This is a genomic window from Nocardia albiluteola, from assembly GCF_018860155.1.
GTDB lineage: Bacteria > Actinomycetota > Actinomycetes > Mycobacteriales > Mycobacteriaceae > Nocardia > Nocardia albiluteola.
In genome coordinates this window covers 66,659-81,618 of sequence record NZ_JAHKNI010000014.1, presented here as the reverse complement: position 1 = coordinate 81,618, position 14,960 = coordinate 66,659, and the positions used below count along the sequence as shown (strand labels likewise).

Below are 14,960 nucleotides of genomic sequence, written 5' to 3'. Positions count from 1 at the left end.
GTACGGGACCGCGGGCGAGTGTGCATCCGAATATTCGTCAGCTCGGCGGTGCCGCTCCGAGCTTGTATCGAATCTCGTTGCAGGCCATCAGGATTCGGTCCACGTCGCGATCGGTGAGGGCGGCGTGAAGGGAGAATCGGATCAGGGTACGATCCGATGGCGTGGCCGGTGCGCAGAAGGGTGCGCCCAGGACGCCGTGTCGTTCGAGGATGTCGCGCACTCGCAGCGCGTGTGTTTCGGGCCCGGTCGGCACGGCGACGATCTGGCTGTCCGAGCCCGACAGGTCGAATCCGAGATCCGCCATGGCCTTTCGCACCGCGATCGATACCTCGTGCACCCGCGTGCGGCGGTCGTCCGCGGCGCGCACGGCGTCCAGGGTCGCCGCCAGGCCGACGATGTCGGGGTACCGCAGTGCCGAGGAGAACACCGCCGGGTACGACGCCGACCGGAAGTAGTCGACGAAATCCGGGTCGTGCACCGCGATGAACCCGGCGCGTCCGGCGAAGGCCTTCGCCAGGCTGGCGGTGCGGAAGGCCACCCGTTCGGTGAGGCCGAGCGCTACGACCGTGCCCGTCCCGTGCGGGCCGTCGATGCCCAGCGAATGGGACTCGTCGACCACCAGCACGCTGCCGGTGTCCTCCGCGACCCGGCACAGTTCGGGCAGCGGGCTGTGGCTGCCGCTGGTGCTGCAGATCGCGTCGACGGCGATGATGCCGGGACCGTGCGTGGCGATCTGCGCGCGCAGGTGCCCGGGGTCGTGGTGCCGGAAGGTGCGGATGGGCGCCCCGGCCGCAATGGCGCCCTGCCGCAGCGACATGTGTGCCTTCGCATCGATGTGGACCTGCGTCCGTGGGTCCGCAATGGCTTGCAGCAGACCGAGATTCGCGTCCCAGCCGGACTGGCACACGACGCCCGCGCCGGCGTGCATGTATCGAGCCAGCCGCCGCTCCAGCATGCTCTGATCCGGGCCGGGCTGGGGCGCGGCGGCGTCACTGTGCGCCGCGGCGGCCGCCGCCGCGGCGATATCCCGGTCGCCCGCCAGAGCCAGGTAATCGTTGCCGGTGAGCACCACGTCGGCTGCGGTGGGTCTGCGGCCGTGTAGAAACGGCCTGGTCCCCGGCGCGCCGGTGGCGCGTTCGGCATAGAAATGCTCGATCCGGTCCCTGATCCGTGCGGCGACGGTGACCACTTCCGCTCCCTTTCGATGCGTGCGGGCGGCACCGATTCGGGTCGTACTCGCCGCCTGTCACGATCATTACCCACCTGGGTGGCGAGAAGGCTCAGGAAGCGATGACGAAACTCTGACGTTCGGCGCTGCGACCTGCTTCCAGGCGATGAAGCGCCGCCCTGTGGGGGCATCGGCTCGAACACGATACGGCCGGCGATCGTGGATCACCAGCCGTATCACTGTGTCGCCCATCGACTTTCATCGATCAGAGGCCAGTTTCAGTTGTATGCCTTCGCGACACCGTTGAGCAGGTACTCGAGGGTGTCGTAGGCCGGGGGATCGACCACGTCGACGACCTGCGGGGCGACCGGGATGTGGTGATCGCTGGTCACCGAGGTGAACTGAGCCGGATCGCCGGTGCGGAAGCCGTGTTCGGCGGCCAGGCGCTGCAGGTCCGGGTCGGTGGACAGCAGCCGGCCCAGCCGGTCACCCGCGTCGTCGAGCGGAACCAGGGTGTGCTGGGACAGGATCGTCGGCGACGGGTACATCAGCTCCATGTCGGGCGTTGTCTTCCCGTGCACCGCGGCATCGACGAACTGGGCCTCGTAGATGAGCACCAGCGGGGTGGGGCCCATGCCCGCGGAGAGGTACTCGTCGAACGGACCCTGGCTGGTGTTGTCCGAAAAGCCTTGGCCGACGAAGAGTTTCGCCACCTTCTGCACCGCGTTGTCCTCGGCGGTCTGCCCGCGCACGATCGTGTCGTCATTGGCGACGTAGCTGGCGATCGCCACGTACATATCCGCCGAGTTCGATGTCCGCGGGTCGGTGGTGGAGACCAGAATGTTCTTCGACACCGGGTAGGTGGTGTTGCCGGGCAGCTGATTCCACTGCGTGCCGCTGTTCACCAGGTCCATGTAGCGGTTCATGTCCAGGGTCGGCACCGGGCCCGGCCGCACCACGCCCGCCGCGGTCAGCAGGTCCGCGATCGGCTTGTAGGTCGCGATCGCCATCGGCGAGGAGAACGGCGTGTACTTCGCGGTCAGATGGTGATCGCGCAGCAGCCGCTCCGCCGCCGGGGCGCTGGAGGGAAAAGCGAAGTCGTCCTTGCTCAGATCCAGCGAGGTGGCGATCTGCCGCGAACCGGCGGCCTGCACGTGCACCTCGAGCCCGTGCTTCGCCAGCGCCGCGACCACCTTCGGATCGTTGAAGTACGGAATCTTCTCCGATCCGACTACCCCGTGCACGGTCGTCACGGAAGCCGCTGTGGCGGTGCCGGTTTGGTGCGATCCACCGGTGCCGTGCGGGATCGAGAACAGTAGGATGATGACGATCGCCACCAGCGCGGCAACAAAGATCTTGCCGCCGGTGAGCGGCGGACCGACGAGAGCCTTTGCGCCGGACAGGAATTTGGCCGCGGCGTTCGTCGGTGCCGGTTCGGTGGGACGCCGGTTGCCCGGATCGGAAGCGGTCGCATTTGAGGCCGCGACACCGGATACTGTCGCGTCCGGTGTCGTCGCGCCAGTCGTCGTCGCACTCGGATCCGTTGTGCCCGACGTTGTTTCGCTCGGCTTAGTTGCGCCTGATGCTGCGGCACTCGATGCTGATGTGTCGGGGGCTGTGGCACTCGGGTCGGTAGCGGCAACGCCCGATGTTGTTGCGCCGGACGTTGTTACGCTCGGATCCGTGGTGCCCGGATCTGTCTCGACCGCGGCTGCCGGTTCCGGTGTCGTCATATCCGGTGCCGTCACACTCGCACCTGTCTCGCCCGGGACTGTCGCGCCGGGATCGGCCGCGGTGGTGCCGGACTTGTCGGGATCCGGAGTGATACGGGCCGTTGCGTCAGGGTCGAGCGCCTCGGGAGTTCCGCTGCCCGAAGTGGCCGTTCCGGTTTCGGCGCCGGCAGGGCCGGCGGTGCCGGGATCGGTGCTGTGCTGCTCGGCTGTATCGGGTTCGGTCGTCTCCGGTTCGATTGTGATCGGCTCGCTGGTGCCCAGGGTGGCCTCGATCTCGGCGATACCCACCGCGGGCCCCCCGCCCAGCTCGTGGCGGACGATGCGCTCCACCAGAATTGGCACGAAATCGCGTATCGTGCGGCCGTTGAAGCGGTGCAGCGCCCTGTCGATGGCCGCCCGGACCCGCTGCGCGGAATGCGTTTCCGCGTAATCGCCGATCAGTTGATCGGTCAGCTCGCGCAGGGCTTTGTCCTCGCGTTCGGCCATGTCTTCACGTTGGGCATCGATACCCACGCCGAGCTCCTCGACATCACAGGGAATGGACGCGCGGCATATTCCGGTGCGTGTGGCAGACCTTACGGCACAATGCCCGGCTGTCCCAAGCGCGGCAATATGTTCCGTGCCATTCTCTGCGGAAATGCCTGCACGCTATCGTGATTCGCGAAAATCGTTGCCGCAGCGCCAATTTCCGTTCAATTACAGGCAACCGGCAATTTACCCGGGCGACCTTCCGGCTATTACGTCAGCACGAGCAGTTCGGTGGAGGAGGCGATTTCCACCCGCAGGCCCGCCTTCTCGGCGATCCGCGCCAGCGCCGCGATATCGGTGGGTTCGGCGCGGCTGCACACCAGCGCCCGCGCCAGCAGACCCTTGTGGTGCTTGTTGAAGTGGCTGACCACGGTCCGGGAGCCGTCGGGACGCTCGGTCAGCACGGTCGCGGTGACCGCCCCCGGGATCCGGCCCAGCTGTGCGTAGGTGCCCGAGCGCAGATCCACGGTCAGCTGCCCGGCGGTCTCCTCGCGCAGCGCGGGCGCGAGCACCGGCTTCCACAGCGCGGCCAGCGTCGAGCAGCCCGGCAGCTTCGACCCGCCCGAGAGGCGGTAGGCCGGGATCGGGTCGGTCGCCCGCACCACCCCGAACAGCGCGGAGCCGATCGCGAGGCGGGCCTGCGCCTTCGCGCGCTGGGCCGCGGTGAACGATGCGGCATCGAGGGCGTCGTAGAGCACCCCGGTGTACCGCTCGAGCGCGGGGCGGGTGGGCGCGGTGCGCAGCGCGGCATTGCGGGCGATCTCCGCATCGGCCCCCTTGCCCAGGCTCAGTGCGGCGCGCGAGGCCTCCGGATCGCCGGCCAGGTCGATCAGCGCGGTGACCAGCTTGTCGCGCACCACGCTGAGCTGCGGCAACGACAGCGCGTCCAGGTCGAGCGGACCGAGATCGCCGCCGTCGGACTTGGTTTCGGAGGGAGGAAGGATCACCAGCACGAGCGGATACGGTACCGGCGCGCAAGCCCCGCGGCGCGCCGACGGTACCGCCGCGCGAGCCCCACGGCGCGCAGATGGCACCGCCGCGCGAACCTCGCGGCGCGCAGATGGCGCGGCCGCGCGAACCTCGCGGCGCGCAGATGGCACCGCCGCGCGAACCTCGCGGCGCGCAGATGGCGCGGCCGCGCGAACCTCGCGGCGCGCAGACGGTACCGCCGCGCGAACCCTGCGGCGCGCAGACGGTGGCGCGCGTATCAGCGCCGCGGCGGCACGGGCTACTCTGTGCATCCGTGATCACCCGCCTTTCCCACCTGTTCCTGCGTACCCTGCGCGACGACCCCGCCGACGCCGAGGTGCCCAGCCACAAGCTTCTCGTCCGTGCCGGATACGTCCGCCGGATCGCGCCGGGTGTGTACTCCTGGCTGCCGCTGGGCCTGCGGGTGCTGCGCCGGGTCGAGGAGGTGGTGCGCCAGGAGATGAACGGCATCGGCGCCCAGGAGATCTCGCTGCCCGCGCTGCTGCCGCGCGAGCCGTACGAGACCACCAACCGGTGGACCGAATACGGTGACGCGCTGTTCCGGCTGCAGGACCGCAAGAAGGCCGACTACCTGCTCGGACCCACGCACGAGGAACTGTTCGCGCTGACGGTGAAGGGCGAATACAACTCCTACAAGGATCTGCCGGTCACGCTGTACCAGATCCAGACCAAGTATCGCGACGAGGAGCGTCCCCGCGCGGGCATTCTGCGCGGGCGCGAATTCGTCATGAAGGACTCGTACTCCTTCGACCTGGACGAGGCCGGGCTGAAGGCCAGCTACGCCGCCCACCGCGACGCCTACAAGCGCATCTTCGACCGGCTCGGCGTGTCGTATGTGATCGTCGCGGCCACCTCGGGCGCGATGGGCGGCAGCGCGTCGGAGGAGTTCCTGGCCGACAGCCCCGTCGGTGAGGACACCTACGTGACCTGCCGCGAGTCCGGCTACGCCGCGAATGTCGAGGCCGTGGTCACGCCCGCGCCGCCGGAGCTTCCGATCGAGGGCCTGGCGCAGGCGCAGGTGCATGAGACGCCGAGCACGCCGACGATCGCCACCCTGGTCGACTGGGCGAACGCCGCCGGGATCGCCGAGCAGTTCGGCCGTCCCGTGACCGCCGCGGACACGCTGAAGAACGTCATGGTCAAGCTGCGCCACCCCGACGGCAAGACCGAGATCCTCGGCATCGGCGTGCCCGGTGACCGCGAGGTCGACGACAAGCGCCTGGGCGCCTCGGTCGAGCCGGCCGAGGTCGAACTGCTCGACGAGGACGACTTCAAGGCCAACCCGTTCCTGGTGAAGGGCTACATCGGCCCGAAGGGTCTGCAGGAGAACGGCGTTCGCTACCTGGTCGACCCCCGCGTGGTCACCGGCACCTCCTGGATCACCGGTGCCGACGCCCCCGGCAAGCATGTCGTCGGCCTGGTCGCCGGGCGCGATTTCACCCCCGACGGCACCATCGAGGCCGCCGAGGTCCGCGACGGCGATCCCTCGCCGGACGGGCAGGGGGTGCTCGTGGCCGCGCGCGGCATCGAGATCGGCCACATCTTCCAGCTCGGCTACAAGTACACCGACGCCTTCGAGGTGGACGTGCTCGGCGAGAACGGCAAGCCCGTGCGCCTGATCATGGGCTCCTACGGCGTCGGCGTCTCGCGCATGGTCGCGGTGGTGGCCGAGCAGATGCACGACGACAAGGGCCTGCGCTGGCCGCGCGAGGTTGCGCCGTTCGACGTGCACGTCGTGATCGCCAACAAGGATGAGGGCGCCCGCGCGGGTGCGGAACAGGTTGCCGCGCAACTGGATTCCCAGGGCATCGAGGTCCTGCTGGACGACCGCACCGCCTCGCCGGGGGTGAAGTTCAAGGACGCCGAACTGCTCGGCATGCCGGTGGTGCTGGTCGTGGGCCGCGGCTGGGCCGAGGGCAAGGTCGAGGTGCGGGATCGGTTCGCGGGGACGAGCGAGGAGATTCCGGCCGACGGTGCGGTTGCCGCGGTGCTAGCCAAGGTGCGCGGCTGACCCGGTCGCCGCGGCGGCAGCTTCTGAGCCTCCTGAGCCTCAACGTCGGCGCCGGTGGCGGCGCTGGCGCGGGTGTCGGCACAGGGTCGCACTGACCCTGGCACACGCAGCTCCGGGCACGCCTGAGCATCGTTCGATGCGGGTGTGCCCGGGTTGTTGCTGGGGGCTTCAGCTGATCGGGAGTTGGCCGGTTCCGCTCGTCGCTGTGCGGGCTTGTGTCGCGATGCCGTGGGCCCTGCGTCGGGGCACAGACCCTCCCGTCCACACGGTGGATCCGCGTCGGCCTGCCGTCAGGCTCGGCCCGGAAAAGCCACCGTCGCCGGGTTGGTGCCAAGGATCTGCTGCCAGGTGGCAAGGCGCACAGCGCATTCGGACAGCGCCTCGATGCCCGCGCGGCGCACGTCGGGGGAGTCGGCGCGCTCGACCACCGAGCGCCAGGCGATGGCGGTGTCGGTTTCCACGGTGACGGCGAATTTCGCCGCCGGGATCGGATCGTTCACCGGGGACGGCGGCGGATAGGCGGGCGCGGGGCCCGGTACCGCCCCTCCGGCGGCCCGCAGAGCGTCGATGGTGGCATCGCGCCGGACGCGGTGCGCGGTCGTGAATTCAATGATGATCTTGTTGCGATCTGCGGCCGCGTAGGCAGAGATCACGCCGTAGGCGTACACCGCCGCGTATTCGGCATTCAGGGCGTCGGTCAACGCCTGCTGATCGGTCGTACTCATTTCAGCAGTACCTCCACGTGGCTGGCGCAGCAGGCGCTGATCGAGGCCAGCAGCCCGGCGCGGTAGGCGGTATTCGCATCCGACGCATCGGCGGCCGACTTGCGTGCGGCCGAGAGCCGATCGCGCACCGCGGACACGGTCGGGGGCGGCGCCGGTGCGGCCGGCGGCGTGACGACCGGGGTGGGCGACTTGGGAAGCGTGCCGTCGCCGTAAACCCCGATGGCCCGGTTGATCTCGGCCCGCAGCGCATCGGCGTGCGCGGTGCGCTGGGTGGCGATCACCGTGAGCGCGGCCGCCCGGTCCGGCGCTGCGGCGGCCGCGGCCCGTGCCCACACCGCGTCGGTGCGCGCCGAAATCTCGTGCGGCAGTAGCGTGTCCGGCTGCGGCGGGGGTTTCTTGGTACAGGCGGCGGCGCTCAGGGACGCGACCGCGAACGCGCCGCCGCCCGCGACCCGCAGCAGCGCCCGTCTGTCTAGCGTGCGGCCCATGGGCGGCGCGTCCGAGGAGCTGGCGGGCATGGTTCGACGGGTCGGCACGCGTCCATCGTGCCAGGCAATGTCGGAGGCTCGGACGGCGGGCGCGCCGGTGGGTGTGACCACCGGGAAACTGGAGATCGTTGGCTGGTCCTCTACACTCTTGCAGCGCGTTACGCTAGACCTCCGGCGGAGTATTCCGACGACGATGCGCGCCGACCATGCCCCACCAGGACCTATACCGACAACTCCACCGCGCCACAACTGAACCAGGAGCCGCCCCACATGCCGATGCCGACCGAGGAAAGGGTGAGCCAGCTCGTTGCTGCGCTCGTCGAGGGCCGAGGATTCGACCTCGATGGCGTGGCCGTGTCGGCCGCGGGCCGGGATCAGGCGCGCGTGGTGATCACCGTGGACAGCGAGGCCGCCGCCGATCTGGACGCGGTCGCGGACCTGAGTGGAATTATCTCCGAAATCCTGGACGACGCGGGCGATTTCGGGGAGACCCCCTACTTACTGGAGGTCACCACCCCCGGCATCGAACGGCCGCTCACCCTGCCGCGGCACTGGCGCCGGGCGCGGGGACGCAAGGTGCGCATCACGATGCGTGCCGGCGCCGAGGCTCCCGAGGGCGTGCCGAAGTTCGACGCCCGCGTCGGCGAGGCCACCGATACCGAGGTGGCGCTGGTTCTCGGCGGTAGACAAAAACCGCACCGGGTGCGCGTGCCGCTCGCCGATATCGAACGCGCCGTGGTCCAGGTGGAATTCTCCGCGCCCGGCGAGGCGGAGATGGACTTGGCCGGGGGCGTCGCGCCCGGCCGCCCGGCGCCCGGTGCGCCGGTGCAGGACATGCAGGGGGACAACACAACAGCAGCTTCGACCGAAGGGACCGTGGCATGAACATCGAAATCGAAGCCCTGCGGGCGATTGTCGCCGATAAGGGCATCGCGATGGAGACGGTGATCTCCGCGATCGAGTCGGCGCTGCTGACCGCCTACCGGCACACCGAGGGGCATGAGCCCAACGCCCGTATCGACATCAACCAGAAGACGGGCGTCGTGCGGGTGATGGCCCGCGAGGTCGACGCCGACGGCAACACCGTCTCCGAGTGGGACGACACCCCCGAGGGTTTCGGGCGCATCGCGGCGACCACCGCGCGCCAGGTCGTGCTGCAGCGGCTGCGGGATGCGGAGAACGAGAAGTCGTTCGGCGAGTTCTCCACCCATGAGGGCGAAATCGTCGGCGGCGTGGTCCAGCGCGATGCCCGGATGAATGCCCGCGGCACAGTGGTGGTGCGCATCGGCAGCGAGGCGACCGGCGCGGAGGGCCTGATTCCCCCGGCCGAGCAGGTTCCCGGCGAGACCTACGAGCACGGCGATCGCATCAAGTGCTACGTCGTGGGCGTCTCCCGCGGGCCGCGCGGCCCGCAGATCACCCTCTCGCGCACCCACCCGAACCTGGTGCGGCGGCTGTTCGCGCTGGAGGTGCCCGAGATCAGCGACGGCTCGGTGGAGATCGTGGCGGTGGCTCGCGAGGCCGGGCATCGCTCCAAGATCGCCGTGCGCAGCACGGTGCCGGGCGTGAATGCCAAGGGCGCGTGCATCGGCCCCATGGGCCAGCGGGTGCGCAACGTGATGAGCGAGCTGGCCGGGGAGAAGATCGACATCATCGATTACGCCGAGGACCCGGCCACGTTCGTCGGGAATGCGCTGTCCCCGTCGAAGGTTGTCTCTGTCACAGTCGTCGACGCCGATGCGCGTGCGGCGCGGGTGGTGGTGCCGGACTTCCAGCTCTCGCTGGCGATCGGCAAGGAGGGGCAGAACGCCCGCCTGGCCGCCCGCCTGACCGGCTGGCGCATCGATATCCGCAGCGACGCGGCCCCGGACAACAGCGGTTCGGTGCGCTCGGAGGCACACCGCGGATGACCGCGAACCGACGGGTTTGTGATCAACAACGGGGCTGGATGCGGAGATCGGGACATGGCAGCGGTAGAGTGGACGCAGGCTCAGCGCGAGTCTTCGAGATCACTGCGGCCCGGACCCGTCCGGACATGCATCGGATGTCGGAAACGCGAGCTGGCCGCCGATCTGTTGCGGATCGTGGCGCAGTCGTCCAGCCTGGACAGCGTTGCGATCGTTCCCGATCCGCGGCGCAGACTTCCCGGAAGGGGTGCCTGGTTGCACCCCGCTTCGGCTTGTCTGAGCACGGCAGAACGGCGCCGAACCGTCGGCAGAGCACTACGAGTGTCCGGAAAACTGGATATCTCAGCCCTGGAGCACTACGTCGAGAACAGGCACGAGCACTCATGAGCACACCGTGAAGTACCAGCGATGAACGTCCATCGGAGATAACCCGAGGTCGTGCGGGCCACCCGTCCTTGAAGACGGGCTGCCGCGCTCGACCTCTCAGTGAGGAGAGCAGTGGCAGGCAAGGCCCGCGTGCACGAGTTGGCCAAAGAACTCGGTGTCACGAGCAAAGAACTACTCGCAACGCTCAAGGAGCAGGGCGAGTTCGTAAAGTCGGCGAGCTCGACGGTGGAGGCCCCCGTCGCGCGTCGCCTGCGGGAATCGTTGGGCGCCAAACCCGCCAACGGCACCGCGAAATCGGCTGGGAAGCCCAGCGCCGGTCCGTCCGGACGTCCGGCGCCCAAGCCCACCTCCGGTGCGACGCCGGGTCCCCGTCCGGGACCGCGCACCCCCGCGCCGGCTCCGGCTCCCGCGCCGTCCCCCTCGGTCGCCCCGGCCGCGAAGGCTCCGGCGCCCGCGCCGTCGTCCGCGCGTCCCGGCCCGGCGGTCAAGCCCGGTCCCGCCGCCAAGCCCGCTCCGCAGGAGCAGGCCCGGCCCGCGGCGCAGCACAGCGCACCCGCGCAGAGCCAGGCCCCCGCGGCGCAGCCCCAGGCGCCCGCCGCGCAGCAGGGCGCCGCGCCGTCGGCCGGTCCGCGCCCGACCCCCGGTGGTCCGCGTCCCGGTCAGCAGCAGCGTCCGGCCCCCGCGCAGGGCGGCGGCCCGCGTCCGGGTGGCCCCAAGCCCGGGCCGAAGACGCCTCGGGTCGGCAATAATCCCTTCTCTTCGGCGCCGGAGCGTCCCGCGCCGCGTCCGGCCCCGGGCCCCGGTGGCCCGCGTCCGGGTCCGGCCCAGGGCGGTCCCCGTCCGGGTCCCGGCCAGCGGCAGGGTGGTCCCGGCGGTCAGGGCGGTCAGCGTCCGGCCGCGGCGCAGGGCGGTGGCCCGCGTCCCGGTGGTCCGCGGCCCAGCCCCGGCTCGATGCCGCCCCGGCCCAACCCGGGTGCGATGCCGCAGCGTGCGGCGCGTCCGGGTCCGGCGGGCGCCGGTCGTCCGGGTCGTCCCGGTGGCGGCCAGGGTGGTCCGCGTCCCGGTGGTGGTGGCGGCGGTGGCGGCTACCGCGGCGGTGGCGGTGGCGGTACCGGTGCGCCCGGTGCCGGTGCGGGCGCTCCCGCGGCCGGTGGTTTCCGCGGTCGTCCCGGTGGCGGTGGCGGTGGCGGTCGTCCCGGTGGCCCGGGCGGTCGCGGCGGCGCGGCCGGCGCGTTCGGTCGTCCAGGCGGCGCCCCGCGTCGTGGTCGCAAGTCCAAGCGGCAGAAGCGGCAAGAGTACGACTCGATGCAGGCGCCCGCCGTCGGCGGCGTGCGGCTGCCGCGCGGCAACGGCGAGATCATCCGTCTCGCCCGCGGCGCGTCGCTGTCCGACTTCGCCGAGAAGATCAACGCCAACCCGGCCTCGCTGGTGCAGGCGCTGTTCAACCTCGGCGAGATGGTCACCGCGACCCAGTCGGTGAACGACGAGACCCTCGAGCTGCTCGGCTCGGAGATGAACTACGTCGTGCACGTGGTCTCCCCGGAGGACGAGGACCGCGAGCTGCTGGAGAGCTTCGACCTCACCTACGGCGAGGACGAGGGCGGCGAAGAGGACCTCGAGATCCGTCCGCCGGTCGTGACCGTCATGGGTCACGTCGACCACGGTAAGACCCGACTGCTGGACACCATCCGCAAGGCCAACGTCCGCGAGGGCGAGGCCGGCGGCATCACCCAGCACATCGGCGCCTACCAGGTGCTGACGCACCTCAACGACGAAGACCGGCTGATCACCTTCATCGACACCCCGGGTCACGAGGCGTTCACCGCCATGCGTGCCCGCGGCGCGAAGGCCACCGACATCGCGATCCTCGTGGTCGCGGCCGACGACGGCGTCATGCCGCAGACGGTGGAGGCGGTCAACCACGCCCAGGCGGCCGACGTGCCGATCGTGGTGGCGGTCAACAAGATCGACAAGGAAGGCGCCAACCCGGACAAGATCCGGCAGCAGCTGACCGAGTACGGGCTGGTGGCCGAGGAATACGGTGGCGACACCATGTTCGTCGACATCTCCGCCAAGCAGGGCACCAACATCGAGGCGCTGCTCGAGGCGGTGCTGCTGACCGCGGACGCGTCCCTGGACCTGCGGGCGAACCCGGACATGGACGCCCAGGGTGTGGCCATCGAGGCGCACCTGGACCGCGGCCGTGGCCCGGTGGCGACCGTGCTCATCCAGCGCGGCACGCTGCGGGTCGGCGACTCGGTCGTGGCCGGCGACGCCTACGGTCGCGTCCGGCGCATGGTCGACGAGCACGGCGAGGACGTCGTGGCGGCACTGCCGTCGCGGCCGGTCCAGGTCATCGGCTTCACGTCGGTGCCGGGCGCGGGTGACAACCTCCTGGTCGTCGACGAGGACCGGATCGCCCGCCAGATCGCCGACCGGCGCAATGCGCGCAAGCGCAACGCGCTGGCCGCTCGCAGCCGCAAGCGGATCAGCCTGGAAGATCTGGATGCCGCTCTGAAGGAGACCTCGGAGCTGAACCTGATCCTCAAGGGCGACAACTCGGGTACCGTCGAGGCGCTCGAGGAGGCCCTGCTGGGCATCGACATCGGCGACGAGGTGCGCCTGCGCGTCATCGACCGCGGTGTCGGTGGCGTCACGGAGACCAACGTCAACCTGGCCTCGGCCTCGAACGCGATCATCATCGGGTTCAATGTGCGCGCCGAGGGCAAGGCGACCGAGCTGGCCAACCGCGAGGGCGTGGACATCCGGTACTACTCGGTGATCTACCAGGCCATCGACGAGATCGAGAAGGCCCTCAAGGGCATGCTCAAGCCGATCTACGAAGAGGTCGAGCTGGGTCGCGCCGAGATCCGCGCGATCTTCCGGTCCTCGAAGTTCGGCAACATCGCCGGTTGCATGGTCACCTCCGGGTCGGTCAAGCGCAACGCCAAGGTGCGCCTGCTCCGCGACAACATGGTGGTCGCCGAGACCACGCTGCAGTCGCTGCGCCGGGAGAAGGAAGATGTCACCGAGGCTCGCGAGGGCTTCGAATGTGGTATCACCTTGGGCTACAACGACATCAAGGAAGGCGACGTCATCGAGGCCTACGAGCTTCGGGAGAAGCCGCGGGACTAAGGTGTCGAACTGTGCGCCGGGCGAGAGGTTTTCGCCCGGCGCGCAGTGGCCGAACCACGAAACACAAAGAGGTGAGCCCTTGTTCGTCGGAGCGCTGGAGTTCGACATCCTGCTCGGCGAAGTGCATTCGCTGAAGCAGAAGCGCTCGGTGATCCGTCCGGTAGTGGCCGAGCTACAGCGCTTCGGCGTCTGCGCGGCCGAGGGCGGAGAACAGGACAAACATCGCCGCACACTACTGGGCGTCGCCATGGTCAGCTCCGAGATGGGACATCTCACCGAGGTGCTGGACAAATGCGAACGCCACGTCGCGGCCCGTCCGGAGTTAGAGTTGCTGGCAGTACGCCGCAGGATCTTCGGACCCGAAGACTAATCCAGGAGGAAGCCATGGTGGATCAGGCCAGGGCACGCCGACTCGCGAAGCGGATCGTCACGATCGTCGGCACCGCGATCGAATACGAAATCAAGGATCCGCGGCTGAGTTTCGTCACCGTCACCGATGCGAAGGTGACCGGTGATCTGCGCGAAGCGACCGTCTACTACACAGTGCTCGGGGAAAACCTGCAGACCGAGCCCGATTACGCGGCCGCCGCCGCGGGCCTGGAGAAGGCCAAGGGCGTGCTGCGCTCCAAGGTCGGCGCCGCGACCGGCATCAAATTCACGCCGACGCTGGCATTCGTCCTGGACACCGTGCCCGATGCGGCGCGGGAGATGGAGGAATTGCTGGCCCGGGCCCGCGCGGTCGACGAGCGGGTCGCGCAGGTCGCGGCCACCGCCACGCACGCCGGCGACGCCGACCCCTACAAGATCGAGCCGGAGCAGGAAGACTGACCGCCCTCGCGGTCTGTGGGTGCGTTTCATGACAGCAGTAACACCGGCCGCCGATCTGGCCGCGGCAGTGCAGGTTCTCGACGCCGCGGAGTCGGTCACGGTGCTGTGTCATGTGCAGCCCGATGCCGACACCGTCGGCAGCGGGCTGGCGTTGGCGCAGGTGCTGCACCGGCGCAGGGTCCCGGTGCGGGTGTCGTTCGCGGCGCCCGCCGAACTCCCGGTCTCGATGCGCTCGCTGCCGGGCGCCGAACATCTGGTGCCGCCGGACCGGGTGCCCGAGCGGGTGGACCTGCTGGTCGCGGTCGACTGCGGCAGTGCCGGTCGTCTGGGCGCGCTGGCCGACCGGATCGCCGGTGCGGCAACGACTCTGGTGCTCGACCATCACCGCTCCAACACCTGCTTCGGCACCGTGAACGTCGTGGATCCGACCGCGGAGTCCACCACGGCGCTGCTGGCGCGGATATTCGACGCGTGGGGCGTGCCGATCGACCGGGACATCGCCCACTGCCTGTTCGCGGGCCTGGTCACCGATACCGGGTCGTTCAAGTGGGCCGGCCCGGGAACCCATCGGCTTGCTGAACGATTGCTGGCGACCGGCATCGACGGTGCGGGCATCACCCGCACCCTGATGGACACCCACCCGTTCGGCTGGCTCCGCATGCTCTCCCGCGTCCTGGACACCGCGCGGATCGACCCGGCCGCGGCCGGCGGTGCCGGCCTGGTCTCGGTATTCGTCCGGCGCGAGGACATCGGCGAGGTGCGCTCGGAGGAGGTCGAGAGCGTCATCGACGTCATCCGCACCACCGCCGAGGCCGCGATCGCCGTGGTCTTCAAGGAATCCCGCGCGATGCCCGAGCACTGGACCGTCTCGCTCCGCTCCCGCGACAGCGCCATCGGTACGGCCGACGGCGTCGACGTCGCAGAGGTCGCCGCCCGGCTGGGCGGCGGCGGCCACCGCTACGCCGCGGGCTACACCGCCGCGGGCGTCCCGGAAGAGTTGCTCGCCGCGTTGATCACCGCGCTCGAACCGGCCTGAATGCGCGCCGCGTTGATCGGCTGA

13 protein-coding genes are annotated in these 14,960 nt (G+C 69.9%); 8 read left to right on the top strand and 5 right to left on the bottom strand.

Annotated elements, in window-relative coordinates; translation table 11 throughout:
• Positions 1 to 37: 37 nt before the first annotated feature.
• From KO481_RS33095 to yaaA, 3 genes are all read right to left on the bottom strand, one after another.
• A complete protein-coding gene (locus tag KO481_RS33095; protein ID WP_215922425.1) occupies positions 38 to 1,189 on the bottom strand; it encodes an aminotransferase class I/II-fold pyridoxal phosphate-dependent enzyme in 1,152 nt (383 codons plus the stop codon).
• Positions 1,190 to 1,446: 257 nt separating this feature from the next.
• On the bottom strand, positions 1,447 to 3,414 hold the full coding sequence (locus tag KO481_RS33090) for a three-helix bundle dimerization domain-containing protein (protein ID WP_215922424.1): 1,968 nt from the start codon (positions 3,412 to 3,414) through the stop codon (positions 1,447 to 1,449).
• A 224-nt stretch (positions 3,415 to 3,638) separates the two neighbouring features.
• Complete coding sequence (yaaA, locus tag KO481_RS33085) at positions 3,639 to 4,382, bottom strand: peroxide stress protein YaaA (RefSeq protein ID WP_215922423.1); 744 nt, start codon at positions 4,380 to 4,382, stop codon at positions 3,639 to 3,641.
• A gap of 290 nt (positions 4,383 to 4,672) precedes the next feature.
• Between yaaA and KO481_RS33080 the strand changes: the two genes are divergently transcribed.
• Positions 4,673 to 6,430, top strand: a complete 1,758-nt coding sequence (locus KO481_RS33080; RefSeq protein WP_215922422.1) for a proline--tRNA ligase — start codon at positions 4,673 to 4,675, stop codon at positions 6,428 to 6,430.
• 290 nt (positions 6,431 to 6,720) lie between these two features.
• Here the strand turns inward: KO481_RS33080 and KO481_RS33075 are convergent, their stop codons facing one another.
• Positions 6,721 to 7,155 (bottom strand): ferritin-like domain-containing protein, encoded by a 435-nt coding sequence (locus KO481_RS33075; protein WP_215922421.1) that lies wholly within the window; start codon positions 7,153 to 7,155, stop codon positions 6,721 to 6,723.
• Positions 7,152 to 7,691 carry a hypothetical protein gene (locus KO481_RS33070; protein WP_308166860.1) on the bottom strand — a complete coding sequence of 180 codons (540 nt, stop codon included), beginning with the start codon at positions 7,689 to 7,691 and terminating at the stop codon, positions 7,152 to 7,154. Before KO481_RS33070 ends, KO481_RS33075 begins: the two co-directional genes overlap by 4 nt.
• A 222-nt stretch (positions 7,692 to 7,913) precedes the next feature.
• Here KO481_RS33070 and rimP point away from each other — a divergent pair, with 222 nt between their 5' ends.
• The 7 genes from rimP (at position 7,914) to KO481_RS33035 (ending at position 14,936) form a co-directional block, all read left to right on the top strand.
• A complete protein-coding gene (rimP, locus tag KO481_RS33065) occupies positions 7,914 to 8,528 on the top strand; it encodes a ribosome maturation factor RimP (RefSeq protein WP_215922420.1) in 615 nt (204 codons plus the stop codon).
• The gene (gene nusA / locus KO481_RS33060; protein WP_215922419.1) at positions 8,525 to 9,553 is read left to right on the top strand and encodes a transcription termination factor NusA; all 1,029 of its coding nucleotides are present in this window, start codon (positions 8,525 to 8,527) and stop codon (positions 9,551 to 9,553) included. Before rimP ends, nusA begins: the two co-directional genes overlap by 4 nt.
• Before the next feature lie 54 nt (positions 9,554 to 9,607).
• Positions 9,608 to 9,937, top strand: a complete 330-nt coding sequence (locus KO481_RS33055) for a YlxR family protein (protein ID WP_215922418.1) — start codon at positions 9,608 to 9,610, stop codon at positions 9,935 to 9,937.
• Positions 9,938 to 10,048: 111 nt separating this feature from the next.
• Positions 10,049 to 13,072, top strand: a complete 3,024-nt coding sequence (gene infB, locus KO481_RS33050) for a translation initiation factor IF-2 (RefSeq protein ID WP_215922417.1) — start codon at positions 10,049 to 10,051, stop codon at positions 13,070 to 13,072.
• Positions 13,073 to 13,151: 79 nt separating this feature from the next.
• Positions 13,152 to 13,442, top strand: coding sequence for a DUF503 domain-containing protein (locus tag KO481_RS33045; protein ID WP_215922416.1), 291 nt, complete (start codon positions 13,152 to 13,154; stop codon positions 13,440 to 13,442).
• Positions 13,443 to 13,456: 14 nt separating this feature from the next.
• Positions 13,457 to 13,900, top strand: a complete 444-nt coding sequence (rbfA, locus tag KO481_RS33040) for a 30S ribosome-binding factor RbfA (RefSeq protein ID WP_215922415.1) — start codon at positions 13,457 to 13,459, stop codon at positions 13,898 to 13,900.
• Between the two features lie 28 nt (positions 13,901 to 13,928).
• The gene (locus KO481_RS33035) at positions 13,929 to 14,936 is read left to right on the top strand and encodes a DHH family phosphoesterase (RefSeq protein ID WP_215922414.1); all 1,008 of its coding nucleotides are present in this window, start codon (positions 13,929 to 13,931) and stop codon (positions 14,934 to 14,936) included.
• The last annotated feature ends 24 nt before the right edge of the window (positions 14,937 to 14,960 follow it).

What these genes read in the sequence shown, in the direction of transcription:
- nusA (WP_215922419.1), top strand. Translation starts at nt 8,525, where the DNA reads ATGAACATCGAAATCGAAGCCCTGCGGGCGATTGTCGCCGATAAGGGC.
- KO481_RS33075 (WP_215922421.1), bottom strand. Translation starts at nt 7,155, where the DNA reads ATGAGTACGACCGATCAGCAGGCGTTGACCGACGCCCTGAATGCCGAA.
- rimP (WP_215922420.1), top strand. Translation starts at nt 7,914, where the DNA reads ATGCCGATGCCGACCGAGGAAAGGGTGAGCCAGCTCGTTGCTGCGCTC.
- KO481_RS33055 (WP_215922418.1), top strand. Translation starts at nt 9,608, where the DNA reads ATGGCAGCGGTAGAGTGGACGCAGGCTCAGCGCGAGTCTTCGAGATCA.
- rbfA (WP_215922415.1), top strand. Translation starts at nt 13,457, where the DNA reads ATGGTGGATCAGGCCAGGGCACGCCGACTCGCGAAGCGGATCGTCACG.
- KO481_RS33035 (WP_215922414.1), top strand. Translation starts at nt 13,929, where the DNA reads ATGACAGCAGTAACACCGGCCGCCGATCTGGCCGCGGCAGTGCAGGTT.